The 22,433-nt window shown below is 70.4% G+C and carries 24 protein-coding genes and 1 riboswitch; of the genes, 5 read left to right on the forward strand and 19 right to left on the reverse strand.

The window, feature by feature from the left end:
• Nucleotides 1-19 precede the first annotated feature (19 nt).
• Complete coding sequence (locus AC0QSG_RS10700; RefSeq protein WP_475375354.1) at nucleotides 20-778, reverse strand: pullulanase X25 domain-containing protein; 759 nt, start codon at nucleotides 776-778, stop codon at nucleotides 20-22.
• A 120-nt stretch (nucleotides 779-898) separates the two neighbouring features.
• On the reverse strand, nucleotides 899-1,414 hold the full coding sequence (locus AC0QSG_RS10705; protein ID WP_475375355.1) for an Lrp/AsnC family transcriptional regulator: 516 nt from the start codon (nucleotides 1,412-1,414) through the stop codon (nucleotides 899-901).
• Between the two features lie 113 nt (nucleotides 1,415-1,527).
• On the opposite strand from AC0QSG_RS10705, the gene ald reads away from it, so the two are divergent.
• The gene (ald, locus tag AC0QSG_RS10710) at nucleotides 1,528-2,658 is read left to right on the forward strand and encodes an alanine dehydrogenase (protein WP_475375356.1); all 1,131 of its coding nucleotides are present in this window, start codon (nucleotides 1,528-1,530) and stop codon (nucleotides 2,656-2,658) included.
• Between the two features lie 5 nt (nucleotides 2,659-2,663).
• Here ald and AC0QSG_RS10715 read toward each other — a convergent pair whose 3' ends face one another.
• Both AC0QSG_RS10715 and AC0QSG_RS10720 read right to left on the reverse strand, forming a co-directional pair.
• Entirely contained in the window at nucleotides 2,664-3,929 is a 1,266-nt protein-coding gene (locus AC0QSG_RS10715; protein ID WP_475375357.1) for an MFS transporter, read from the reverse strand.
• Between the two features lie 94 nt (nucleotides 3,930-4,023).
• Complete coding sequence (locus AC0QSG_RS10720) at nucleotides 4,024-4,845, reverse strand: SGNH/GDSL hydrolase family protein (RefSeq protein ID WP_475375358.1); 822 nt, start codon at nucleotides 4,843-4,845, stop codon at nucleotides 4,024-4,026.
• Nucleotides 4,846-4,942: 97 nt separating this feature from the next.
• On the opposite strand from AC0QSG_RS10720, the gene AC0QSG_RS10725 reads away from it, so the two are divergent.
• Together AC0QSG_RS10725 and AC0QSG_RS10730 are read left to right on the forward strand one after the other, a co-directional pair.
• Nucleotides 4,943-5,866, forward strand: coding sequence for an NAD(P)H-binding protein (locus AC0QSG_RS10725; RefSeq protein ID WP_475375359.1), 924 nt, complete (start codon nucleotides 4,943-4,945; stop codon nucleotides 5,864-5,866).
• A gap of 11 nt (nucleotides 5,867-5,877) precedes the next feature.
• Entirely contained in the window at nucleotides 5,878-6,699 is an 822-nt protein-coding gene (locus AC0QSG_RS10730) for a hypothetical protein (protein WP_475375360.1), read from the forward strand.
• Between the two features lie 22 nt (nucleotides 6,700-6,721).
• Here AC0QSG_RS10730 and AC0QSG_RS10735 read toward each other — a convergent pair whose 3' ends face one another.
• The 5 genes from AC0QSG_RS10735 to AC0QSG_RS10755 all read right to left on the reverse strand — a co-directional run bounded on the left by AC0QSG_RS10735 (nucleotide 6,722) and on the right by AC0QSG_RS10755 (nucleotide 10,854).
• Entirely contained in the window at nucleotides 6,722-7,690 is a 969-nt protein-coding gene (locus AC0QSG_RS10735; protein ID WP_475375361.1) for a zinc-binding dehydrogenase, read from the reverse strand.
• Between the two features lie 113 nt (nucleotides 7,691-7,803).
• Complete coding sequence (locus tag AC0QSG_RS10740; protein ID WP_475375362.1) at nucleotides 7,804-8,853, reverse strand: sulfate/molybdate ABC transporter ATP-binding protein; 1,050 nt, start codon at nucleotides 8,851-8,853, stop codon at nucleotides 7,804-7,806.
• Entirely contained in the window at nucleotides 8,850-9,677 is an 828-nt protein-coding gene (locus AC0QSG_RS10745) for an ABC transporter permease (protein ID WP_435728103.1), read from the reverse strand. Before AC0QSG_RS10745 ends, AC0QSG_RS10740 begins: the two co-directional genes overlap by 4 nt.
• Nucleotides 9,674-10,447 (reverse strand): molybdate ABC transporter substrate-binding protein, encoded by a 774-nt coding sequence (modA, locus tag AC0QSG_RS10750; RefSeq protein ID WP_475375363.1) that lies wholly within the window; start codon nucleotides 10,445-10,447, stop codon nucleotides 9,674-9,676. The genes AC0QSG_RS10745 and modA overlap by 4 nt, the downstream gene beginning before the upstream one ends.
• The gene (locus AC0QSG_RS10755) at nucleotides 10,444-10,854 is read right to left on the reverse strand and encodes a TOBE domain-containing protein (RefSeq protein ID WP_435728101.1); all 411 of its coding nucleotides are present in this window, start codon (nucleotides 10,852-10,854) and stop codon (nucleotides 10,444-10,446) included. Before AC0QSG_RS10755 ends, modA begins: the two co-directional genes overlap by 4 nt.
• A 98-nt stretch (nucleotides 10,855-10,952) precedes the next feature.
• On the opposite strand from AC0QSG_RS10755, the gene AC0QSG_RS10760 reads away from it, so the two are divergent.
• On the forward strand, nucleotides 10,953-11,678 hold the full coding sequence (locus tag AC0QSG_RS10760) for a DUF72 domain-containing protein (RefSeq protein WP_475375364.1): 726 nt from the start codon (nucleotides 10,953-10,955) through the stop codon (nucleotides 11,676-11,678).
• Between the two features lie 659 nt (nucleotides 11,679-12,337).
• Here AC0QSG_RS10760 and thiC read toward each other — a convergent pair.
• Both thiC and AC0QSG_RS10770 read right to left on the reverse strand, forming a co-directional pair.
• The gene (gene thiC / locus AC0QSG_RS10765; RefSeq protein WP_475375365.1) at nucleotides 12,338-14,143 is read right to left on the reverse strand and encodes a phosphomethylpyrimidine synthase ThiC; all 1,806 of its coding nucleotides are present in this window, start codon (nucleotides 14,141-14,143) and stop codon (nucleotides 12,338-12,340) included.
• Nucleotides 14,141-14,248: riboswitch (TPP riboswitch) on the reverse strand. (Overlaps the previous gene by 3 nt.)
• Nucleotides 14,249-14,307: 59 nt before the next feature.
• A complete protein-coding gene (locus AC0QSG_RS10770; protein WP_475375366.1) occupies nucleotides 14,308-14,895 on the reverse strand; it encodes a helix-turn-helix domain-containing protein in 588 nt (195 codons plus the stop codon).
• Between the two features lie 71 nt (nucleotides 14,896-14,966).
• On the opposite strand from AC0QSG_RS10770, the gene AC0QSG_RS10775 reads away from it, so the two are divergent.
• Nucleotides 14,967-15,779 (forward strand): IclR family transcriptional regulator, encoded by an 813-nt coding sequence (locus tag AC0QSG_RS10775; protein ID WP_475375367.1) that lies wholly within the window; start codon nucleotides 14,967-14,969, stop codon nucleotides 15,777-15,779.
• 11 nt (nucleotides 15,780-15,790) lie between these two features.
• Here the strand turns inward: AC0QSG_RS10775 and AC0QSG_RS10780 are convergent, their stop codons facing one another.
• From AC0QSG_RS10780 to AC0QSG_RS10815, 8 genes are read right to left on the reverse strand one after another with little or no spacing between them, the layout of a single operon-like run.
• On the reverse strand, nucleotides 15,791-16,285 hold the full coding sequence (locus AC0QSG_RS10780; RefSeq protein WP_475375368.1) for a GNAT family protein: 495 nt from the start codon (nucleotides 16,283-16,285) through the stop codon (nucleotides 15,791-15,793).
• Between the two features lie 4 nt (nucleotides 16,286-16,289).
• Nucleotides 16,290-16,955 (reverse strand): class I adenylate-forming enzyme family protein, encoded by a 666-nt coding sequence (locus AC0QSG_RS10785; protein ID WP_475375369.1) that lies wholly within the window; start codon nucleotides 16,953-16,955, stop codon nucleotides 16,290-16,292.
• Entirely contained in the window at nucleotides 16,946-17,836 is an 891-nt protein-coding gene (locus AC0QSG_RS10790) for an AMP-binding protein (protein ID WP_475375370.1), read from the reverse strand. The genes AC0QSG_RS10785 and AC0QSG_RS10790 overlap by 10 nt, the downstream gene beginning before the upstream one ends.
• On the reverse strand, nucleotides 17,833-18,684 hold the full coding sequence (locus tag AC0QSG_RS10795) for an SDR family NAD(P)-dependent oxidoreductase (protein ID WP_475375371.1): 852 nt from the start codon (nucleotides 18,682-18,684) through the stop codon (nucleotides 17,833-17,835). Before AC0QSG_RS10795 ends, AC0QSG_RS10790 begins: the two co-directional genes overlap by 4 nt.
• Nucleotides 18,685-18,711: 27 nt before the next feature.
• Nucleotides 18,712-19,323, reverse strand: coding sequence for an aromatic-ring-hydroxylating dioxygenase subunit beta (locus tag AC0QSG_RS10800; protein ID WP_475375372.1), 612 nt, complete (start codon nucleotides 19,321-19,323; stop codon nucleotides 18,712-18,714).
• A gap of 43 nt (nucleotides 19,324-19,366) precedes the next feature.
• Entirely contained in the window at nucleotides 19,367-20,578 is a 1,212-nt protein-coding gene (locus tag AC0QSG_RS10805) for an FAD-dependent oxidoreductase (RefSeq protein WP_475375373.1), read from the reverse strand.
• On the reverse strand, nucleotides 20,568-20,915 hold the full coding sequence (locus tag AC0QSG_RS10810) for a bifunctional 3-phenylpropionate/cinnamic acid dioxygenase ferredoxin subunit (protein WP_475375374.1): 348 nt from the start codon (nucleotides 20,913-20,915) through the stop codon (nucleotides 20,568-20,570). Before AC0QSG_RS10810 ends, AC0QSG_RS10805 begins: the two co-directional genes overlap by 11 nt.
• A 28-nt stretch (nucleotides 20,916-20,943) precedes the next feature.
• Nucleotides 20,944-22,293 carry an aromatic ring-hydroxylating oxygenase subunit alpha gene (locus AC0QSG_RS10815; RefSeq protein WP_435728079.1) on the reverse strand — a complete coding sequence of 450 codons (1,350 nt, stop codon included), beginning with the start codon at nucleotides 22,291-22,293 and terminating at the stop codon, nucleotides 20,944-20,946.
• Nucleotides 22,294-22,433: the final 140 nt, after the last annotated feature.

Here is a 22,433-nt window from a genome sequence, read left to right on the forward strand (position 1 = left end):
GATACGTGCGCCGTGCCGGCTACCGCCCGGGGACGATGTCGCGGGCGCCGTGGTCGTAGGCGAAGACGAGCGGCCCGCCCGGGTGTTCGAGCGAGTGGTTGGCCCCGTCGCGCACGCCGAACGCCCCGTAGTTCTCGTCCCACGAGTTGTCCAGGACGACCTTGTACTCGTACCGCCCGCGGGGCAGGTCGACCGCGAGCCTCCACCGGTCTTCGGACGGATCGAACGCCATCTGCACGGCCGGGGTGGCCGGGTTCCAGTTCTCGTCCGCGCCGAGGTGCGTCGCGAAGTCTCCGGCCAGGGCGACGGAGCGCGGCTGTCCCTCCGGCGGCACGACGGCGGCCGTCTTCTTCGCGCGCGGCTGCCGCTTGGCCGGGGCCTTCTTGGCGGGGGCCTTTTTGGCCGCGGCCTTCGCGGGTTTCGGCTTCGGCAACGGCGTGCCCTCCGGCACCGGGGTTCCGGCCGCCAGCGCCTCGGCGAACTTCGCCGCCGTCGGGAACGCGACGGTCGCCCGCTGTCCCGTATCCGTGGCGCTCCAACCCGACCTGTTCTTGACCATCCATCCGGCCTTGACCAAACGGGCCGTCGCCGTCGTCAGGTTCTTGTGGCCGCGTGGAATTCCGCCGCTGAGCAACTCCGCCTCCTGCGGGGTCGGCGGCACCTGGACGAGCGCCTCGGCGAGGACCGTCCCGGCGTTCACGGGGGCTCCTTCGCTGGCTGCCGCACTCAACATGTCGAGCACGGCCTTGAGCCGCCGTTCGGTGTTCTGGATCGCCATGAAAGTGCTCCTCGGTGCAGGGGTGTACAACCAGTCATTTCACAGGGATGCAGCCAAAACCAGACATAAAAGGTGAACTACCGGCGGGTAGCCACCGTGACTCTGGTCACACCCGCGGATTCACACCCAGGGGACCAGGCCCTGCGAGTGCTCGAAGACCAGAGACGTCTGGGTCGAGGCGACCGCCGGATTGGCCGAGAGGTTGTCGAGGACGAACTGCCGCACGTCGTTGGAGTCCTTGACGGCCACATGGATGAGGAAGTCGTCCGTGCCGCCGAGGAAGAACAACTGCGTGACGCCCGGCTTGGCGCGGATCTCCTCGGCGAAGGCGGACATCAGGTGCCGGGCCCCCGCGCGGATGCGGACGAAGATCAGGGCCTCCAGCGCGTGCCCGAGCACCTCCGGATCGATATCCACCGTGAATTTGCGGATGACCCCGGATTCGCGGAGGGAGTTCACCCGGGCCAGGCAGGTGGACGCGGCGATGCCGAGCTCCTGGGCGAGGGAGTTGTTGGTGCGCCGGGCGTTCTCCGAGAGCATGCGCAGCAGACCCCGGTCGATCTCGTCGAGATCCACCGGACGCCGACCCCGAAGATCTTTCACTGTGGCCACCGTCACACCTTCCGTTTTCCGCATTAAAACTTAGATTGATCTGAGATTACCGCAAGAACTTCCGCCTAAGCCCTATAGAACCGCAGGAAAACCTACGATTGATGCAAGAGATCCACCCCCATCCAGGAGCGAAAACCATGATCATCGGCGTACCCAAGGAAATCAAGAACAACGAATTCCGCGTGGCCATCACGCCCGCAGGCGTGTCCGAATTCGTCGGCCGCGGCCACGACATCGTCATCGAGTCCGGCGCCGGAGTCGGCTCCGGCATCCCGGACGAGGTCTACGTCAGCGCCGGGGCGCGCATCGCCGCCGACGCCGACGCCACGTGGGCCGAGGCGGACATGGTCCTCAAGGTCAAGGAGCCCATCGCGGACGAGTACCACCGCATGCGCCGCGGCCAGGTGCTCTTCACCTACCTGCACCTCGCGGCATCCCGCGAATGCACCGAGGCGCTCGTCGCCGCCGGAACCACTGCCATCGCGTACGAGACCGTGACGTCCGGCCGGAGCCTGCCGCTGCTGGCCCCGATGTCAGAGGTCGCCGGACGCCTCGCCGCGCAGATCGGCGCCGTCCACCTGCAGCAGCCCAGCGGCGGAGCCGGCATCCTGATGGGCGGCGTCCCCGGGACCCGTCCGGCCAAGGTCGTCGTGATCGGCGGCGGCGTCGCCGGAGAGAACTCGGCGATCATCGCCGCGGGCATGGGTGCCGACGTCACCATCATCGACATCAACCTCGGCCGTCTCAAGGAAATCGACACCACGCACAAGGGGCGCATCAAGACCCTCGCCTCGTCCGCCTTCACCATCGCCGGCGAAGTCGCTGCGGCGGATCTCGTGATCGGCTCCGTGCTGATTCCCGGCACGGCCGCGCCGAAGCTCGTCACCAAGGACATGGTGGCGCAGATGCGCCCGGGTTCGGTGCTCGTGGACATCGCGATCGACCAGGGCGGCTGCTTCGAGGGCTCCCGCCCCACCACGCACGCCGATCCCATCTTCAAGGTGCACGACGCCGTCTACTACTGCGTGGCCAACATGCCGGGCGCGGTCCCGCAAACCTCGACCGCGGCGCTGACCAACGCGACCCTCCCCTACGCGCTGCGCATCGCGTCCAAGGGCTGGCGCGAGGCGCTGCGCGAGGACGCGGGACTCGCCGCCGGCCTGAATGTCCACGACGGACGGATCACCTACGCCCCCGTCGCCGAGGCCCACGGGCTCGACTTCCTGGCCACGACCTCCGTCCTTGCCGGCGAGGCGCTGGCGCGATAGGGGACCTAGGGAACCGACTTGATCCGGTACACCAGCACGGCGGAGGCGAGCCCGATGACCGCGGCGAGCGTGAACATGGAGCCGTAGCCGCCGAGGTACTTGACGGCCACGAGTGCCAGCGCCGGGGCCACGACCTGCGGAAGGGCCGCGGCGATGTTGATGACGCCGAGGTCCTTCCCGCGGGCCGCGGCCGAGGGCAGCACCTGGGTGAGCAGCGCGAAGTCGACCGCCAGGTAGGCGCCGAAGCCGATGCCCAGCACGCCGGCGCCCACGATTGCCCCGGTCCAAACCGGGAAGATCGCCATGATGAGCGCTGCGCAGGCAATCAGCGCGGAGGATCCCGCGACGAAGACGCGGCGCTTGCCGACCCGGTCGCTCCACCGGCCCGCGATCACGCTGGTGACCACCACCATCCCGGCGTAGAGGCCGGTCAGCACCAGCACGCCGCCCGGCGGGTTGGGGTGGCGGATGACGTCGGTGAGGAAAAACAGCAGGTAGACGATCGTCAGCTGGTTCCCCACGAACATCAGGAACCGGGTCAACCAGGCCCAGCCGAAGTCCGGGTGCAGCGCCGGGTTGATCCAGAAGCCGCGCAGGAATTCGCCCAGTTTCCACGGCTCCCGCTCGGCGCGCGGGAGGACCGGGTCGTCGGAGCGGACCAGGTAGGGCACCACGGAGAGCAGCAGCGCAGCCGCGCACAGCCAGTAGCCGAACGCGATGTTGCCGAAGATCACGAAGCCGATCACCGAGCCGCCGAGGATGCCGAGGGTCTGTCCCATGGCTGCGAGCCCGCCGACCTGTCCGCGCTGCTCCACCGGAACCCGGTCCGGGATGGCCGCGAAGACCGTGGAGTAGGCGGCGTTGGCGCCGAGCTGGACCAGGCACCAGCCCAGCAGCAGCAGGGCGATCGTCGTCGCGCCCGAGAGCAACAGCAGGGCGGCGGTCCCCAGGATGGCGCCGCCGAGGATCCACGGCGAGCGCCGTCCCAGGCGGGAGACGGTCCTGTCCGACAGGGCGCCGCTGAGCGGATTGGCGACAAGCGAGACGGCCGCCCCGCACGCCGTCACCAGCGAGAGGATGGCTTCCTTGTTGGCCGCGTCGATCGCCGTCGCCTGGAGTCCCAGCAGGATGTTGATCGGCGCGAAAAACGCCACGTTGATGCCGACGTTCACCAGCACGACGCCGGTGACCCATCTCGGTCCCACCCGGCGGACCGGTTCGGCGAGCGCCTCCGGGACGGTGGCCCCGCCGGTCACCGGGCCGGTGCTCACCCGGCCAGGACCTGGAGGAGTCCGGCTCCGGTCATGGCCACCATCGAAACGACGACGATCCATGCCATGGGTTTCTGGAGTTTGCGCAGTGAATTCATGATGCCTTCATGGTAGTCCGCGTTCGTTTGCGGTAGAGCCGCTTCAGGCCGTCGGCCGGCCTGACCGGTTCGGGCCAGCGGGGTTCCAGCCGGTCCCCCAGCGTGACTCCGCGCAGCCTCCGGCCGAACATCGGCAGCACCCACTGGCGCAGCCACTCGGCGTCGCGGATCAGTCCGTCCCGGAGGACCACCCGGTCCTGCGGCCCGAGTTCCTCGAACTCCAACTGGTGCACGACGCCGAGGATGTTCAGGACCTGGATGGCCATGTAGCGGTGGCCGGCGCGGTTCATGTGGAGCTTGTCCGTGTCCCACATCCGCCGGTCCTGATAGGCGTCCCACGTCCAGTAGTCCACCAGCACGGCGCCGTCCCGCTCGTGCTTCGCGGCGAGCTCGCGCACGGCGCGGTTGAACGCCCAGTTCCGTCGCTTCATGGGTTCCAGCACCGGGTGCATCGGGACGTCGAAGCCGGTGAAGAGCAGGACCCGCGCCCCGGAGGAGCAGAGGCGTTCGACGGCGCGCGCATAGCTGTGCAGGATCGCGTCCATGTCGTGGCGGAGCTCCAGGATGTCGTTGCCGCCGGCATAGAAGGAGACGACGGTGGGCCGCATGGCCAAGGCGGGTTCGACCTGCTCCTCGATGATCCGGTCCAGGCGCCGGCTGCGGATGGCCAGGTTCGCGTACTCCCACGTGGGATCCGCCTTGGAGAGTTGTTTCGCCACGCGGTCCGCCCAACCGCGCACCCCGTTGGGCAGCCGGGCGTCCCAGTCCCCCACGCCCTCGGTGAAGGAGTCGCCGATCACCACGAACCGTTCAACCATCCACTCAGGCTAGGCATTGTGGACGGCGGGCGGTCGACGCATGCACAAACGCCGGGTTAACCCTTCTGCGGCCGCGCTCCCGGCGTACGGTGGAGCCATGGAACCTGCACCTTCTCGCCCCGCCGTCGTCGCCATCGCCGGGGCCGCCGGGGAAATCGGCGGCCGGGTCGCCCGCGGACTGGCCGGAGCCGTCCCCCTGCGGGTGTTCTCCCGCGACGCGGCCCGCGCCGAGTCCGCCGCGCAGGCGCTCCGCGCGGCGGCGGGCGGCGCCGCCGTCGAGGCCGGCGCCGTCGACTACACCGACCCGAACGCCGAGCTGGCCATGCGCGGCGTGGACGTGCTGCTGATGGTTTCGGCGGCGGAGGCGGCCGACCGCCTGGACAGCCACCGGACCTTCATCGATTCCGCCCGGCGGGCCGGTGTCCGCCACGTGGTGTACACGTCCTTCGTGGGGGCCGCGCCGGATTCCGTGTTCACGCTGGGGCGCGACCACTTCCATACCGAAGAGCACCTACGCTCCTCCGGAATGGCCTGGACCATCCTCCGCGACAACTTCTACCAGGACATTTTCCCGCTCTTCGTCGGGAAGGACGGCATCCTGCGCGGTCCCTCCGGCGACGGGCGCGTGGCCGCAGTGGCGCGGGACGACGTGGCGGATTGCGCCGCCGTCGTGCTCCGCGAAGCCGCGAACGCGCTGGGTGCCGGACAGTCCTCGGCGCACGCCGGCCGGACCTACAACCTCACCGGGCCGGAGGCCTTCACGCTTTCCGAAGCCTGCGCCGCGATCACCACGCTCACCGGCACCGCCGCGGCGTTCCACCACGAGTCGCTGGAGGAGGCCTACGCCTCCCGTGCGGGCTACCGTGCGGACCCCTGGCAGGTGGACGCGTGGGTGAGCACCTACACGGCCATCGCCGCCGGGGACCTGGGCGCCACGACGGACGACGTCGAATCCCTGCTCGGCAGGCCCGCGCGCTCCCTGGCCCAGACGCTGGAACGCCCGTCGGCGGCCGGGGCCTAGGGTTGGCGACGATGGCCCCACCCGCGTCACGGCTCTGGGATCCCCCGCACCGGGGCTGGAAGCTCGCCCACCATCTGGTCCCCGCCTTTGTCCTGGCCGCCTTCCTGCTGGGACTGGGCGTTGCCGCGGCCGTGATGGGCCGCTGGTTCTTCGCCGTTCCGGTGCTGGCCATCGCGGCCGGCAGCACCGGCTCGATCGTGCGCGCCTTTCGCCGCGGCATTCAGACGCAACCGCCCGCGACGGCCGCCGTCGAGACCTCCACGGGCCGGCGCGCGGCCACGCGTTTCGACCTGCTGCCGGTCTCCACTCCGTTCGGCGCCAGCACCGTGGGACTCGGCGTCGTGACCGCCGTGGCTTCCCTCGCCCTGGCTGCCAGATACCTGCTCTTGCACAGCGAACCGTCGCGGTTCCTGCTGGTCGGGGCGTCCGTGTTCCTGTTGCTGATCGGTTTGTGGATCCTGCGCCATGGCCTGCGCCACATGCGCACCGCGGTCGCCCGCGAACGGGCCGGCGTCTACCTCACGCGCAGCCGCGTGGTGGTCCTGGCCCCGAACGGGATCCACGAGGTCTACTGGCGGGACATCGAGTCCGTCTCCGCGGAGGACCCGCCCGGCCGTTCGCCGTTGGGCAAGCGGGGACCGGCCCTCATGGTGCTACGCCTGCGGGAGGGCGCGGCCGCGCGCAGCGACCGACCCGTGGTGGTCCTCGTCCAGCATCTGGCCTGCGACCCGCACCGGCTGCTGGCCGCGCTGCGGCACTACCTGGACCACCCCGCGGACCGGCCGGAGCTCGGCACCTCCGCGGCGCTCGCCCGCCTCGACGGCCACGAATAGCCGCCGGCGGCGTCGGCCTCCGCTACATGGTGACGACGATCTTGCCGGCGGTGTCGCCGTCGATCATGGCCTGGAAGCCGTCGTGGATCCGTGCCAGCGGGACCGTCCGGTCGATCCGCGGGCGCAGCCCGGTGGCCTCCAGCATGCGCAGCATCGCGACCGTCTCGTGGCGCGTCGATCCGGTGGAGCCGAGGATCCGCAGCTGCTGGTAGAAGATCCGGCCCAGGTCCGCCTCCGGGCTGGTGCCGCTGGTGGTTCCGGCGATCACGATCGCCCCGCCCGGACGCAGGCAGCGCAGGGAGTGCGCCCACGTGGCCGCACCCACGGTTTCGATGACGACGTCCACGCGTTCCGGCAGGCGCGCCCCGGACTCGAAGGCGGCGTGGGCACCCAATTCGAGGGCGAGCCCGCGCTTTTCCTCGGTGCGGCTGGTCGCGTAGACGGTTGCGCCGGCCGCCGCGGCGAGGGCGATCGCGGCGCCGGCCACCCCGCCGCCGGCGCCCTGGACCAGCACGCGGTCCCCGGCCTTGATGCCGGCCTGGGTGAACAGCATGCGGTAGGCGGTGGACCAGGCCACGGGTAGGCAGGCGGCCTCCTCGAAGCTCAGGTGCCTCGGCTTGTCCACGAGGCAGCGGTCGGGGACCACGATGTATTCGGCGAACCCGCCGTCGTGCCGTTCGGAGAGCAACGCGCGGTTCGGGTCCAGGGTCTCGTCGCCGAATCCGGCGTCGGGATCGGCGATGACCGGGTAGACCACCACCTCGCGGCCGTCGTCCGTGACGCCGGCGACGTCGCAGCCCAGGATGATCGGGATGTTCTTGGGGTCGTGCCCGATCCCGCGCAGCGTCCAGACGTCGTGCATGTTCAGCGAGGACGCCTTGACCCTCACGCGCGTCCAGCCGGGCGCGGCCTCGGGCGTGGGGACCTCCTTGAGTTCCAGTCCGGACAGCGGATCGTCGGGGTTTTGCGAGACGGCAACGGCGGCGAGCATGCGCGGGTGGCTCCTAGATGTGGCGGTGTGGGGCGTCACTGACAGTCTGCCGAATCGCACCGTCCCGTTCGACCCGGCGTTCCGCCTGTCGGCATCGCACTGCCCCGCCGCGCTCACGCCGGATAGATGGCGACTGCGGCGGACTTGACCACGAAGTGGACGTCCATTCCGGGCGCGAGGCCCAGGTCCGCGGACGCCGCCGGCGTGATGTCCGCAGCGAGGCCCCCGGCGCGCACGCGGATCTGGTCGCCGTGCGGCTCGAGGTCCGTGATCCGGACGCCGAACGCGTTGCGCGGGCTGCCGTGCTCGGGGACCAGGAAAACCGACACGGCCGACGGCGGGAAGACCGCCACGGCGTCGTCGCCCGGCCGCACGGTGTCGTCGTGGTGCCCCGCGACGCCCCGTCCGTCCGCCGTGGCGACTCCCTCGCGGCCGAGCGTTCCGGCCATCAGGTTCAGCCCGGCCAATCCAGCGGCGAACCGGCTGCGCGGCCTCTCGAGCACCGCACGGGTCGGCCCCTCCTCGGCCACCCGGCCGTTCTCCAGCACCACCACCCGGTCCGCCAGCATCAGGGCGTCGAGGATGTCGTGGGTGACGATGACGGCCCGGCGGCCGGCGAGGACCCGCTTGAGCAGGCGCCGCAGCAGTGGCGCGCCGTGGAGGTCGAGTGCGGCCATGGGCTCGTCCAGCAGGAGCAGTTCCGGGTCGGCGGCCAGCGCCCGGGCGACCGCCACGCGCTGCGCCTGGCCGCCGGAAAGGGCGCCGGGGCGGCGGCCGGCGAGGTCTTCGGCGTCGACCTCCCCCAGCCAGCGTTCGGCCGTCTCCCGGGCCGCGGCCCGGGAGGCGCCGGCGCTGCGCGGGCCGAACGCGACGTTGTCCAGGGCGCTCAAGTGCGGGAAGAGGAGCGGCTCCTGCGCCAGCAGAGCCGTGCCGCGGGTGTGTGGCGGGACCCACCGGTCGGCGCCGTTGCCGACGTCGAACAGGACGCGGTCCCCGATGGTGGCGCGGCCGGCGTCGGGTCGTAGCAGCCCGGCGGCGACGGCCAGGAGCGTCGACTTGCCGGCGCCGTTGGGTCCGAGGATGGCGACGGTCTCGCCGGGCGCGACGTCGAGGGAGACGTCGAAACCCCGCGCCTCCACGGCGGCGCGCAGGCGGAAGCTCATGCCGCCGCCCCCCGGGGCGCGGCGGCGCGGCGCCGGTAGGAGAGCCCGACGACGGCGACGGCCACGGCGACCAGCAGCAGGGACAGCGCGACGGCGGCATCGGCGTCGGATTCGCGCTGCAGGTAGATCTCCAGCGGCAGCGTCCGGGTGACGCCCTCCAGGCTCCCGGCGAACGTGAGCGTGGCGCCGAATTCGCCGAGGCAGCGCGCGAAGGACAGCACGGCGCCGGACGCGAGGCCGGGCAGGACCAGCGGCAGCGTGACGCGGCGCAGCACGGTGGTGGGGCGAGCGCCGAGCGTGGCCGCGACGGATTCGTATCGGGTGCCGGCGGTGCGCAGCGCGCCCTCGAGGCTCACCACGAGGAACGGCAGCGCGACGAACGTCTGGGCGAGCACGACGGCGGCGGTGGAGAACGCGATCTGGATGCCGGCGAGTTCGAGGTACCGGCCCAGGAGGCCCTGCCGCCCGAAGGTGTAGAGCAGGGCGATGCCCCCGACGACAGGCGGCAGGACCAGCGGCAGCAGGACGAACGCGCGGAGCAGACGCTGGCCGGGGAACGGGCTCCGCGCCAGGACCATGGCCAGCGGCACGCCGAAGACGACGCACAGGGCAGTGCTGGCGGTGGCCGTGCGCAGGCTCAGGCCGAGCGCGGTCAGCGACGATTCGGACGTGACCAGCGGGACGAAGCGCGGCCAGTCGACCTGGGCCAGGATGCCCGCGAGCGGCAGCACCACCAGCAGTGCCCCGGCGACGGCGAGGGCGTAGACCCAGCCCGGGACGCCGGTGTAGCCGGCTCCGGCGCGCGGCTTCGCGGCGGCCCTCACGGGGTGCCGAATCCGGCGTCGTGCAGGGTCTTTTGCCCGTCGGCGCCGGTGACGAGTGCGACGAAGGCGCGCGCCGCGTCCGGGTTGGCGCCGGTCGCCAGCGCCGCGATGGGGTACGTGGTGGCGGCCGCGCCGGCACCGGGGACGGGGATGCCGCGGACCCGGTCCCCCGCCGCCTCGGCGTCCGTGGCCCGGACGTCGGTGGAATAGACCAGTCCGGCGTCGGCCTCCCCGGAGAGCACCTTGCCGAGCACGTCCGTGACGGAGGACTCCTCGCTGACCGGCGCCAGCACGACGCCGGCCGCGTCCGCGAGTTCCGCGGCCGCGGCGCCGCAGGGCACCTGGGGTGCGCACACGACGAGTTTGACGCCGGGCCGGGCCAGGTCCGCGAGGCCGCCGATCGCGGCCGGGTTGGCGTACGGCACCGCGATCTCCAGCGTGTTGGTCGCGAAGGCGCGGGGTGCGCCGTCGGTGAGTTGGGCGTCGGCGATCTGGGCCATGGTGCGCTCGTCGGCGGACGCGAAGACGTCCGCCGGGGCGCCCTGGGCGATCTGCGTGGCCAGGTCCGCGGACCCCGCGAAATTGAGGCGGACGTCCGTGCCGGGGTTCCGGGCTTCGAAGTCGTCCGCGAGTTGCGTGAAGGTGTCCCGGAGCGAGGCGGCGGCGAAGACGGTGACGGTGTCCCCGGGCTCGGCGGCGGCGCAGCCCGAGACTCCGGTGGCGATGGCCGCGACGGCGAGCGCGACGGCGGCGCGGCGGCGGGCGCTCACGGCACGCTCTTTCCCTGGGGCGTTTCGATGATGACCGTGGTGGCCTTGACCACGGCGGTGGCCACGGAGCCGAGCTCGAGGCCGAGGTCCCGGACGGCCTCGGTGCTCATGAGCGAGACGACGCGGAAGGGACCGCACTGCAGTTCGACCTGCGCCATGACGCGGTCGGCGGTGATGTCCGTGACCAGGCCGACGAACCGGTTGCGGGCCGATGATCCGACGCGCGTGGGGTCGTCGGGAAGGTGGGACTGGTCCCTCGCCAGGCGGGCGAGCGCCAGGCCGTCGACGGCCAGCCGACCGGCGTCGTCGCGCTCAGCGGTCAGGGTGCCGTTCTCCGTCCAGCGCCGGACGGTGTCGTCGCTGACGCCCAGGAAGCGGGCGGCCTCGGCAATGCGGATCGTGGGCATGCACCCATACTTCCCTATTTGCGGATAGTTTGGGGGTTTTTCTCCGCACATCGGGAGATTTCGCCGGGTTCGATGCGGCTCACGATATAAGGGATGGCATGGAAGTCCGCATCGGCACGTCCGGCTGGAGCTACGCACACTGGAACGACGTCCTGTACCCGGCCGGCACCCCGGACCGGGATCGGCTGGCGCACTATGTGCGCCAGTTCGACACCGTCGAGCTGAACGCCAGCTTCTACCGGTGGCCCCGCGACCAGACCTTCGCCGGGTGGCGCCGGCGCCTGCCGGACGGTTTCGCGTTCACGGTCAAGGCGCCCCGCGGGCTGACGCACGCGAAGCGGCTCTATGCCCCAGAGGCGTGGACCCGGCGGATAGCGTCTTCCTGGCACGAGCTTGCGGAAAAGCGCGCCGTCCTGCTGGTCCAGTTGCCTCCGGGCATGGAGCGCGACGACGCCCGGCTGCACCATTTCCTCGACGGGCTGCCCGAGTGGATCCGGGTCGCGGTGGAATTCCGGCACGCCAGCTGGCACCACGCGGACGTGTACGCCCTGCTGGCCCGGCACGGCGCCGCCTACTGCATCATGAGTGGCGCCGGGCTGCCCTGCGTGTTGGAGGCGACCGCGCCGTTCGTCTACGTGCGCATGCACGGACCCGACCACAACCACCTGTACGCGGGGTCGTACTCGGAAGACGACCTGCGCTGGTGGGCGGACCGGATCCGGGAATGGCGGGCCGCCGGCAGGGACGTCTACGTCTACTTCAACAACGACGGCGACGGCCACGCCGTCCGCAACGCGGGCACGCTGCGCCACTTCCTCGGGTAGGCCTGCGGAACGAGGCCGCGGAGCCCCGCAGGTAGCGGGACCGCTCAGCGGTAGATGAGGTGGCCCCAGTCGACGGCGTTAGCCAGCGCGGGGAGCTCATCCGGGCCGCTCGATGACTGGGTAACCGGGGGGGCTCATCCCCGCAGGCGCGGGGAGCTCCTCTACCACCTCGGCCGCCGTGCCGCCGGTTTCAACTCATCCCCGCAGGCGCGGGGAGCTCCTCGCCAAGAGCCAAGAGCGGATGCAGGAGCAGGGCTCATCCCCGCAGGCGCGGGGAGCTCTCGAGGGCGCTGTCGAGGGTGGGTTCACCACCGGGCTCATCCCCGCAGGCGCGGGGAGCTCTTGCATGGCCTGGGGCATCAAGCGCGCGTCGTCCAAGCTTGGGAGCGACTGACAACTGATCCCCTCGCTGACGATCCGACGTGTCATGGGATGAAGGGTGATCTCGAGTTTGTCACCCATAAAGGAACGAAACCCCGCCGACGGCAGTACGAGCTGGCAAATGGCGCCAGAATCTGGTTCTACGTCGACGAACGCTCCGTTGTGCTGACCGACGCCCACACACACCATCCCAACGCCACCAAATAGGTCAAAAGGTCGATAACGGTGACCTGTCGCGGCGGTCCTATGCCCCGCCTGTCGGTGCCCACCGCCACTGGTTAGACGTTCGGCGAGCCCACCCCGATGGTCGGCTGCAGGTAGACGCTGCCGCCGGCCCCGGCGAACTCGCGGCTCTTCTCCTCCATGCCCTCGGAGATCCGCCGCTCGATGTCCTCGGCCAGCACCTGCTGGTCCGCGGCCGAGCCGAACTGCTTGCGGATGTCCTGCGAGATCCGCATGGAGCAGAACTTCGGCCCGCACATCGAGCAGAAGTGCGCCGTCTTGGCCGGCTCGGCCGGCAGCGTCTCGTCGTGGAACGCCTCCGCCGTGGCCGGATCCAGCGACAACGCGAACTGGTCCTTCCAGCGGAACTCGAAGCGCGCCTTGGACAGGGCGTCGTCACGCTCGTGCGCACCCGGATGGCCCTTGGCCAGGTCGGCGGCGTGCGCGGCGATCTTGTACGTGATCACCCCTGTCTTCACGTCGTCCTTGTTCGGCAGCCCGAGGTGCTCCTTCGGGGTGACGTAGCAGAGCATCGCCGTGCCGTAACGGGCGATCTCCGTGGCCCCGATGGCGCTGGTGATGTGGTCGTAGCCCGGCGCGATGTCCGTGACCAAGGGGCCCAGCGTGTAGAACGGAGCGCCGTCGCACAGCTCCTGCTGGCGCTCCACGTTCTCCCGCACCAGGTGGAACGGGATGTGCCCGGGCCCCTCCACCATGACCTGGACGTCGAACTCCCACGCCCGTTTCGTCAGCTCGGCCAGCGTGTCGAGCTCCGCGAACTGAGCGGCGTCGTTCGCGTCGGCGATCGAACCGGGCCGCAGCCCGTCGCCCAGGGAGAACGCGACGTCGTACCTGGCGAAGATTTCGCAGAGCTCGTCGAAGCGCTCGTAGAGGAAGTTCTCGCGGTGGTGCGCCAGGCACCAGCCCGCCATGATGGACCCGCCGCGGGACACGATCCCCGTGACGCGCTCGGCGCTCAGCGGCACGTAGCGCAGCAGCACGCCCGCGTGGATGGTCATGTAGTCCACGCCCTGCTCGCACTGCTCGATCACGGTGTCGCGGAAGACCTCCCAGTCCAGCTTCGCCGCGTCGCCGCCGACCTTCTCCAGCGCCTGGTAGATGGGCACGGTGCCGATCGGGACGGGCGAGTTGCGGATGATCCACTCGCGCGTGGTGTGGATGTCGTCGCCGGTGGACAGGTCCATCACGGTGTCGGCGCCCCAGTGGGCGGCCCACTGCAGCTTGTCCACCTCCTCGGCGATCGAGCTGGTCACGGCGGAGTTGCCGATGTTCGCGTTGATCTTCACCAGGAACGCCTTGCCGATAATCATCGGCTCCGACTCTGGGTGGTTGATGTTGTTGGGGATGATGGCCCGTCCGGCGGCGACCTCGCTGCGCACCAGTTCCACGTCGCATCCCTCGCGGAGCGCCACGTAGCGCATCTCCTCGGTGACGACGCCGGCGCGCGCGTAGTGCATCTGCGTCACCACGCGCCCGGGCAGCGAACGCCGGGGAACCGGGCGCGTGCCCTTCCATTCGGCCGATGCCGCGCCGCGGCGCACGGCCGACTTCCCGTCGTCGTACAGGTTGCGTTCGCGGCCGCCGTACTCCTCGGTGTCCCCGCGGCCCTCGATCCACGCTGCGCGGAACGGCGGCAGCCCCTCCAGCGGGTCGCTGCCCGGCCCCGCGGTGCGGTAGACGTTCAGCGGCGGATTCGGGTTTCCGTCCGGGGAATCGTCCAGGCTGATCGCCGTCACCGGCACGCGGATGCCGGAGTCGGCGTCCTCCAGGAACGCCGGCGAGTGGGCCGGGTGCTGTTCGGAGGCACGGTGGGTGGACTGGTTTTCTGCTGAAACGCTCACGGATGAGCCCTCACTTCCTACGCCGGCATGACCCGGACAGGTTCGACGGTCGCAGGCAGCGTCAGCCTGATCTCAGCCCTTGCCAGGGCACCCGTGTGGACGATGGCTAGCCTAGCCCACTTGGGGCGCCCGGGCCAACGGGCGCCCGATTCCGGAGCGAGGGCTCAGGCCGGATCCCCGGCGCCGTCCCCGTGCGGGAACTGCGGCACCTGGGGCGCCGTCGTCGTCAGATGCGCGACGGCGGGGCCTCCGACCGCCCGGTAGGCGTGTTCCGCGTCGCCCGGGAAACGCAGGAAATCGCCCTCGCCCAGGCGGCGGAGGTCCCCCACCGGACCGGCCTCCAGCGTCCCGGACACCACATACAACTGGTGCAGGGAGCCGAATCCGTGCGCCTCGACAACGTGGGCCTCCGACGACGGATGCAACCGGACCACGTGCGTCCGGACGTACCCCGACCCGTAGATCCGGTCCAGGTCCCTGATGTGCCCCGCATCAGCGGGCCGCCAGTGCGCGTCGGCGGCCAGCGACTCGTGGACGGGAGTCCCCCATTCGGTCAGCAGCCGCACAACGCTGACGCCGAGCCCGTGCCCGATGCTCTCCAGGGTCCCCACCGTGGGGTTCCCGACGCCGCCCTCCACCTTGGACAGGGTCTGCTTGGAGATGCCCGCCAGCGCCGCCAGCTCGCCGAGCGAGAGGTCGCGCTCCACGCGGAAACGGCGGATGTTCCGGGAGACGAGGTCGTTGGCCTGCACCCGTATAGTGTCACCTATAAGTGACGAACTGTCATGTTTGACACTTCGTCGACAGCACGGGAAACTAAAGCATGACCCGTAGCACCCCCGCGCCCCGCGACGACCGGACGGCCGTCGACAAGGCCATGTCGCTGCTCAACGCCTTCGGCAACGACGCCTTCGTCGGCGTCGGCGTCAGCGAACTCGCCCGCCGGGCTTCGCTGTCCAAGTCCACCGCCTTCCGGCTGCTGGCCACCCTGCAGAACAACGGTGCCGTGGAGCGCGCCGGCAACGCATACCGGCTCGGCAAGATGATCCAGGACCTGGGCTCGACGCAGGAGGACGCGCTGCAGGGTCGCATGCGGGACGCGCTCACGCCGTTCCTCGCGGACCTCTACGAACTGACCAAGCAGACGGTCCACCTCGCCGTCCTGCAGGGCACCGACGTCGTCTACCTCAATAAGCTCTACGGACACCTGCAGGTGCGCAGCCCCTCGCGCATCGGCGGGCGTGCCCCGGCCTACTGCACCGCCGTCGGCAAGGTGCTCCTGGCCTACGATCCCGACGCCGCGGACCAAGCCATGCGCTCCGAAATGCTGGCCTGGACGCCGGCCACCATCACGGACCCAGACACGTTCCGCCGCGAGCTCCTCGAGGTCCGCAACACCAACCTGGCGTTCGACCGCGAGGAGATCCTCACCGGCCTGAACTGCATCGCGGCGCCGATCTTCGGTCCCAACGGCAAGCCGGTGGCCTCGATGTCCGTGTCCGGGCCGGTCGGCAAGTTCGTCCCGGACTCGCAGGCCACCGTCCTGCGGAAGGTCTGCTACGCCGCCTCGCGCGCCGTGGCGGCGATCAGCGGGCAGCAGCACCAGGCCAAGCGGCAGGCGGCCAAGAGCGCCTAGCGCCGGACCGCCTAGCGCGTGGGGACGTCGTCGATCCGGCGCGACTCCTCGAGCACCCAGTCCGGTTCGGCGGCCATCAGGGAGACCGCCCGGTCCGGCAGGTCGACGTCGACGACGTAGCGGTAGCCGGCCCTCTCTGCACGCGCGATCTGCGCGACGTCCCCCTCCGGGGTGGAGACCACCAGGCGCCGGCAGGCCGGTTCGGCCTCCATGACGCGTTCGGACACCAGCTGGAGCGCCTCCGCAGGGGCGTCGGGCGACGGCACGAGCAGCCGGTCCCGCACGGAGGCCGGGTAGGCGGCGTCCAACTCGCTCTTGGCCACACGGACCACCGAGACGCTTCCCCGCGGGGCCCCGTCCTCGGTGACCGCGAACGTGGACTCGAAACCCGGCTCCGCGGAAACCGGGGCGGCCGCCCACGACGGCGGAAGCGCATCGGGCCAGCGCAGCTGGTCCACCTCGTCGTTGGCGTGGTCGTTGTCGGCGTGCTCGTCGTGGTCCACCATGCGGCTACTCCTCCTCGCTGACCAGGCGGCGGATGGCCGGCTTGTCCAGTTTTCCCGCCCCGTTGCGCGGAACCGCGGCGGTCAGCACCAGCTTCTTGGGCAGCTTATAGCGCGCGAGGTAAGTCGCGGTGAACTCGCGGACGGACTCGATGTCCGGCACGGACCCGTCGGCGCAACTCATGACCGCCACCACCGACTCGCCCCACTTCTCGTCGTCGACGCCCACGACGGCGACGTCCAGGACGCCCGGGTACTCCATCAGCGCGCGCTCGACCTCCGCCGGATAGACGTTCTCGCCGCCCGTGATGATCATGTCCTTCAGCCGGTCCACGATGTAGAAGTAGCCGTCCGCGTCCCGGTAGCCGATGTCCCCGGTGCGGAACCAGCCGTCGTGGAACGCGGCGGCTGTCGCGGCGTCGTCGTTCCAGTAACCGGGAGTGACGTTGGGCCCCTTCGTCCACATCTCCCCGGTCTCGCCTGGCGCGAGGACGTCCGCACCGGTCGCCGGATCCACGATCTTGACCTGGCTGTACGGCATGGGGATCCCGCAGGATCCGCCCTTCGCGTACGTCAGTTCCGAGGGCAGGTACGTGGCGAACGGGGACGTCTCGGTCAGGCCCCACGCCTGCTGCACGGCCACGCCCTTGTGCTCGTACTGCCTCAGCAGCACCGGCGGGACCAGATGTCGTGCGCCTCGAACTCCTTGGTCTGCTGCATCGCCGAAAGCTGCGCCGGGACCAGGAACGCCTGGGACACCGCGTACTCCTCGATGTCGCGCAGGGTCTGCCGCGGATCGAAGGTGCGGCGGAGCACCGTGGTGCCGCCGCGCACCAGCACGCGGATGGTCAGCGCGTTCAGCCCGCCGACGTGGAACAGCGGCGCGACCGCCAGGTTGGTGTCCCCGCGGCGCGTGTCCACCAGCGAATCGACGTTCACGGAGTTCCACCACAGGTTTCCGTGCGTGAGCTGCACGCCCTTCGGGACCCCGGTGGTGCCGGACGTGAACATCAGGATCGCCAGATCGTCCTCGGACCGTTCCACGGCCTCGGGCACCTCACCGCCGGCGGCGCCGAGGAACGCGGTCAGGGGCGTCCAGAACGACGCCGGCTCGCCCGCCACGGGCACGGCGGGATCGTTGTCCACGAGCACGAAGCGCTGCGTTCCGGCGTCGTGCCCGGCGAAGCCCGCCAGGGTCTCGACGACGTCCTGGTGGCAGGGCTCGACGACGACGACCGTGGGCGCCGAGCGCTCCAGCAGCACGCCGACCTCGCGCGGGGCGAGCCGGAAGTTCAGCGGCTCGAACACCCCGCCCAGCCACCAGGCGGCCAGCATGGTGGTGATGAACGTGGCGCTGTTCAGGCCCAGGTAGGCCACGCGGTCGCCGTCGGCCACGCCCTGCGCGCGCAGCGCGGCGGCCAGCCGGCCGGCGTCGCGGGCGAGTTCGCCGTAGCCGATCTCGCGCCCCTCGTACACCAGCGCGGTGGAGTCGGGCGAGTACGCGGCCTGGCGGAGCACGCCGCCGACCGGGTTGATGTCGATCCGGTTGCTCATAGCTGGTCGCCTCCCGCGGCCCGGTCCCCGAAACCGCGGACGGCGATGCCGCCGTCCGCGGGAATGATGGCGCCGGTGATGTTCCCGGCGTTGTTCCGCGATCCCAGCAGCACGTAGGAACCGGTGAAGTCCACGGGCTCCACCGAGGCGTCGTGCAGCGGGATCAGCGGGTTGTTGCCCGTGACCTCCGAGCGGGCGAACGAGTCCGCGATGGAGCGGCCGTCCAGACCGATCGACGCCGGTCCGCGCAGGTCCGTGTTCATGCCGCCGACCGCGACCCCGTTGACGCGCACCTTCGGCGCGAGTTCGTAGGCGAGCTGGTTGACCAGCCCGCGGCAGGCGAACTTCGACGCCGTGTAGACGGGCCCGCCGCCGGCGGTGTGGAAGGAGGCGTTGGACAGCGTCATGACGATGGACCCCCGGGTCCTGACCAGTTCCCGCCACGCCGCCTCCACCGTGAGCAGGTAGCCCTTGACGTTGATGGAGAAAAGCTCGTCGAACGCGTCCCCCAACTGCTCCCCGTCCAGGCGCGTGATGGAGCGGTTGTAGTCCCAGATTCCGGCGTTGGGCACCAGGATGTCCAGCTTGCCGAAGCGCGCGACGGTCTGTTCGACGGCGTCGTGCAGGTCGCGCGTCTCGCGCACGTCGCCGGCGATCGCCAGCATGCGCTCCGGCGCGGCGCTCGCGTCAACCACGGCATGCAGCTTGGCGAGGTCGCGGCCGAAGATCGCCACGGAGGCGCCCTCCGCCAGGTAGCGTTCGGCCACGGCCCGGCCGATCCCGGACCCTCCGCCGGTCACCAGGGCGACGTCGCCCCGGAGCCAGCCGGCCTGCTGTGTTTCACTCATGTGGACCTCTCGTGGTGAACGGTGCGGCTAGAAGAACGTGCTGAGGTTTTTCGCCTGGAGGACATTGGCGTCGAAGAGGATCTCTCGGCGCGCGACGCGGAATCCGCCGTCGGGCTGGATGCGCAGGATGTCCGTCCGTCCGCCGGCGTAGATGTCCGTTTCCGTTTGCAGGCGGTTGCGGTAGACCAGGAAGGCGCAGCGCGCGCTCAGGGTGCCGTCGCCCTGGTGGTGGACGGTGACGTTGGAGATCAGGTGGCGGGTCCGCGATGGCGGATCCTCGGCCCAGGCCATGCCGGAGTCGTAGCGGCGGATGCGCCAGGCCAGGGATTCCTTGGTCTCGTCGAAGTAGGCGGCCTCTCCCTCGCGCCCGATGGACAGCGCCGCCTGCCGGCGGAGCCGGTTGGTGCGCAGCGGGGCCCAATAAAAGAGGTCGTCGTCGAACACCTCGAGCCAGTCGGCGAAGCGGCCGTCGTCCAGAAGCTCGGCTTCGCGGAAGTAGAACTGCTGGACGCGGTAGGACAGCTCGGAGTCGACCAGGCGGCCGTCCAACTCGTCGGTCTTCGGCGCGCCCTTGTCCGATGTGGTGTTGTCCGGTGCGGCTGTGTCCAGCCCCGCCATGGGGGCCACGTTTTCGGTCATGGTTTCGGCTCGCGTTTCTTGGAGGGGATCGATGGGATCGGGGTTAGCGGGCGAGTTTCTTGAGGTCGATGTCCGGGTCCGCCAGCTTCGCGGGATCCACCAGGATCCTGCGGTCGATGATGCGGCGGGCCGCGCGCACGGTCAGGCCGCCGTCGATCGCGGCGCACCCTCCCATGTATCCGTCCGGGTCCAGCCGGAAGCTGGCCAGCGGGACGCCGTCGCGCTCGCGGAGCACCACGCTGCCCTCGCCGAGCATCGAGCCGACGCCCTCGACGTGCACGCCGTGGCGGTCGGACCAGAACCAGGAGGCGCCGTGCGCGGGCAGGTCCTGCCCGAGGAGCGAGGCGGCCGCCGTCGTTCCGGTGTTCATGGCGTGTTCCCAATGCTCCGCTCGGCGCAACAGCGTGCCATCGGGCAACCGCGTCCGGGACGAGTCGCCCACGGAGTAGACCAACGGGTGGGTGGTGCGCTGGTGCTCGTCGACCAGCGTCCCGTTCTCGATGTCCAGGCCCGCGGAGGCCGCCAGCGCCGTCTCCGGAACGATTCCGATGCCCACCAGGACCAGGTCGGCATCGATCGTTGAGCCGTCGTCCATCCCTACGTGGTGCCCGGCGTCGTCCACCGTGATGGCCGCGGGGATGCCCGTGACCAGGCGGACTCCGCGCTCGGTGTGCATGCGGTGCAGGCGTCCGGCGAGTTCCGGGCCGACGGCGGGGACCAGTGGCGGGTCGACGGGATCGATCAGCGTGACGTCGGCGCCCAGCGCGATGGCCGAGGACGCGGTCTCGGCGCCGATCAGGCCGGCCCCGATGATCGCGAGCCGGACGCCGGGCTTCAGCAGACCGCGCAGCTTGTCGGCGTCGGCGCGGTTGCGCAGCTCCAGGACGGATTCCAGGTCCCCGCCCGGGATGTCCAGGCGGCGGGCGGACCCGCCGGTGGCCAGCACGATCCGGTCCGCGGCGCGCTCGGTCCCGTCCTCCAGGACCACGACTCCGGCGTCCGGCCGCAGCGCGACGGCCCGGCCCGTGACGACCTCGACGTGGTGTTCCTCGAACCAGGCCGCGGCCGAAAGCAGGATCTGCTCGCTGCTGCGGCTGCCCAGAAGGTAGTCCTTGCTCAGCGGCGGGCGGTCGTAGGGCAGGCCCTCGGGGTCGATGATGGCCAGGGAGCCGGTGTACCCGCGGGAGCGCAGCTCCTTGGCCGTGGTGAAGCCGGCCATCCCGCCGCCGACGATGGTGACCGAGTCAAGAGGCATTGTCGGCGCCTTCGTTCGGATACAGCAGGACCTCGCCGTCCTCGACGACCACCTTGTGGGTGCGCGCCGCGACGGTCGCGGGCATGCACATGGCCGCGCCGGACTTGAGGCAGAACTTGGCGGAGTGCACGGGGCACTCGACCTCGGTGCCCTCGATCCAGCCGTCCGCCAGCGACGCGGTCTCGTGGGTGCACTCGTCGTTCAGCGCGTAGAAGTTGCCGTCCTCGGCGTGGAACACCGCGATGTCCTCGCCGGTGCCGTTTTCGTCGCCGGGCACGACCTTCGCCTCGCCCTCGTCGATGTCGTCGACGCTGCCCACGTTGATTGCTTCGCTCATGGTCCTGCTCCTTGGCTGGTGGTATTGGTTACTTGCCCATGTTCTCGTGCCAGGCCGGTTCGTTCATAAGCCCCGCCCAGTGGCTGTAGAAGGCGCGGCCGGCGGCGTCGGAATAGAGTTCCGAGGTCTGGCCGGGGTAGACGCCGTCCTCGCGTTCGCTGCCGATCCCCATTTGGAAGTTCAGCGGGACGCGGTTGGTGACGAAACCGTGGGAGATCGCCTGAACCTCGGACCAGTTCTCGCCGTCGTCCGCCTCGAAGATGCCCGAGGGTCCGAAGGTGCGCAGGTTGTAGAGGCGCTGTGCGTCCTTGACCTCGTCCGGCATGGACTTGTCCACCAGGACCCAGGCCCAGACCTCGATCTTGTCCGGGCCCTTGGGGTGCCAGACGCGGATGGATCCGTTGATCGGCAGGTAGGAGAAGTTCGGGAACACGGTCGCGTGGCCCGTGGTCATCGGTCCTTCGACGGCGGCGTCCCCGAGCCGTTCGCGCAGCGCCGGGTAGTCGTAGTACTCATGGACCGGGCCGGCGTCGAACCGGGACTTGGGGTGCGTGGGGAAGCCGGCGCCGTGGCCGTTGGGGGCCACGAACTGGCGCCCGGGGGTGGCGACGATCTCCGCCTTGGGCCCGCGGCCGGTGGGAGACATGACCATCAGCGCCGAGGCGTGGGACATGTTCACGTGGTACCAGTCGGTGGCGAACTGCTCGGCGGCGAGCTTCCAGTTGCCCTCCAGCTCCCACTTCATGACGCCGCCCATGACCTCGGTGCCCTCGGGGTCGCGGTCCAGCATCGCGTCCATGTAGTAGCGCATGTCCCCCAGGTTGTCCTCGAGGGGTTCCGCGTTGGGGTCCCAGTTGCCGAAGATCAGGCCCTTGTAGATGGCCAGGCTGGGCACGTCGATGAGGCTCCAATCCTTGCGGTCGAAGTCCTCCGGGTAGGCGGTCTCGTTGGGCACGGACTGCAGCGCGCCGGCCAGGTCGAAGGACCAGCCGTGGTAGGTGCAGGTGAACATCTTGGTGGCGCCGGCGTCGGCCCGGCAGAGCCGCACGCCGCGGTGCCGGCAGGAGTTCAGGTAGGCGCGGATGGTCTTCGTCTTGTCCATCGTGACGATGACCGGGTCCTCGCCCATGAAGGTGGTGAAGAAGTCGCCGGGCTTCTTGAACTGGCTCTCGTGGGCCAGGAACAGCCAGCTGCGGGCGAAGACGCGCCGCATCTCCTGACCGTAGATGCCCTGGTCCGTATAGATGGAGCGGTCGATCATGCCGCCGTCGGCATCCACGAGCGTGGAGACGTCGATGTTGGTTGCCATCGATTCCGGCCGGGGAAGCCTGCCGATGGCGGGGTTGGCCTTCGACGGGCAGGAGTCCGTGGTGCTCATCGGAATGCTTCCTTCTGACGGGGACTGTCGTACGAGCGGAGCGCGGATCCGCGCCAGGTGGCGCGATGTGCTCCGGTTACATCACACACCCGCCGCGACCCATTGGCCAACGCCCGTTCCGAACACTAGGACGCGGCGGT

Source organism: Arthrobacter sp. LT660 (genome assembly GCF_056172845.1).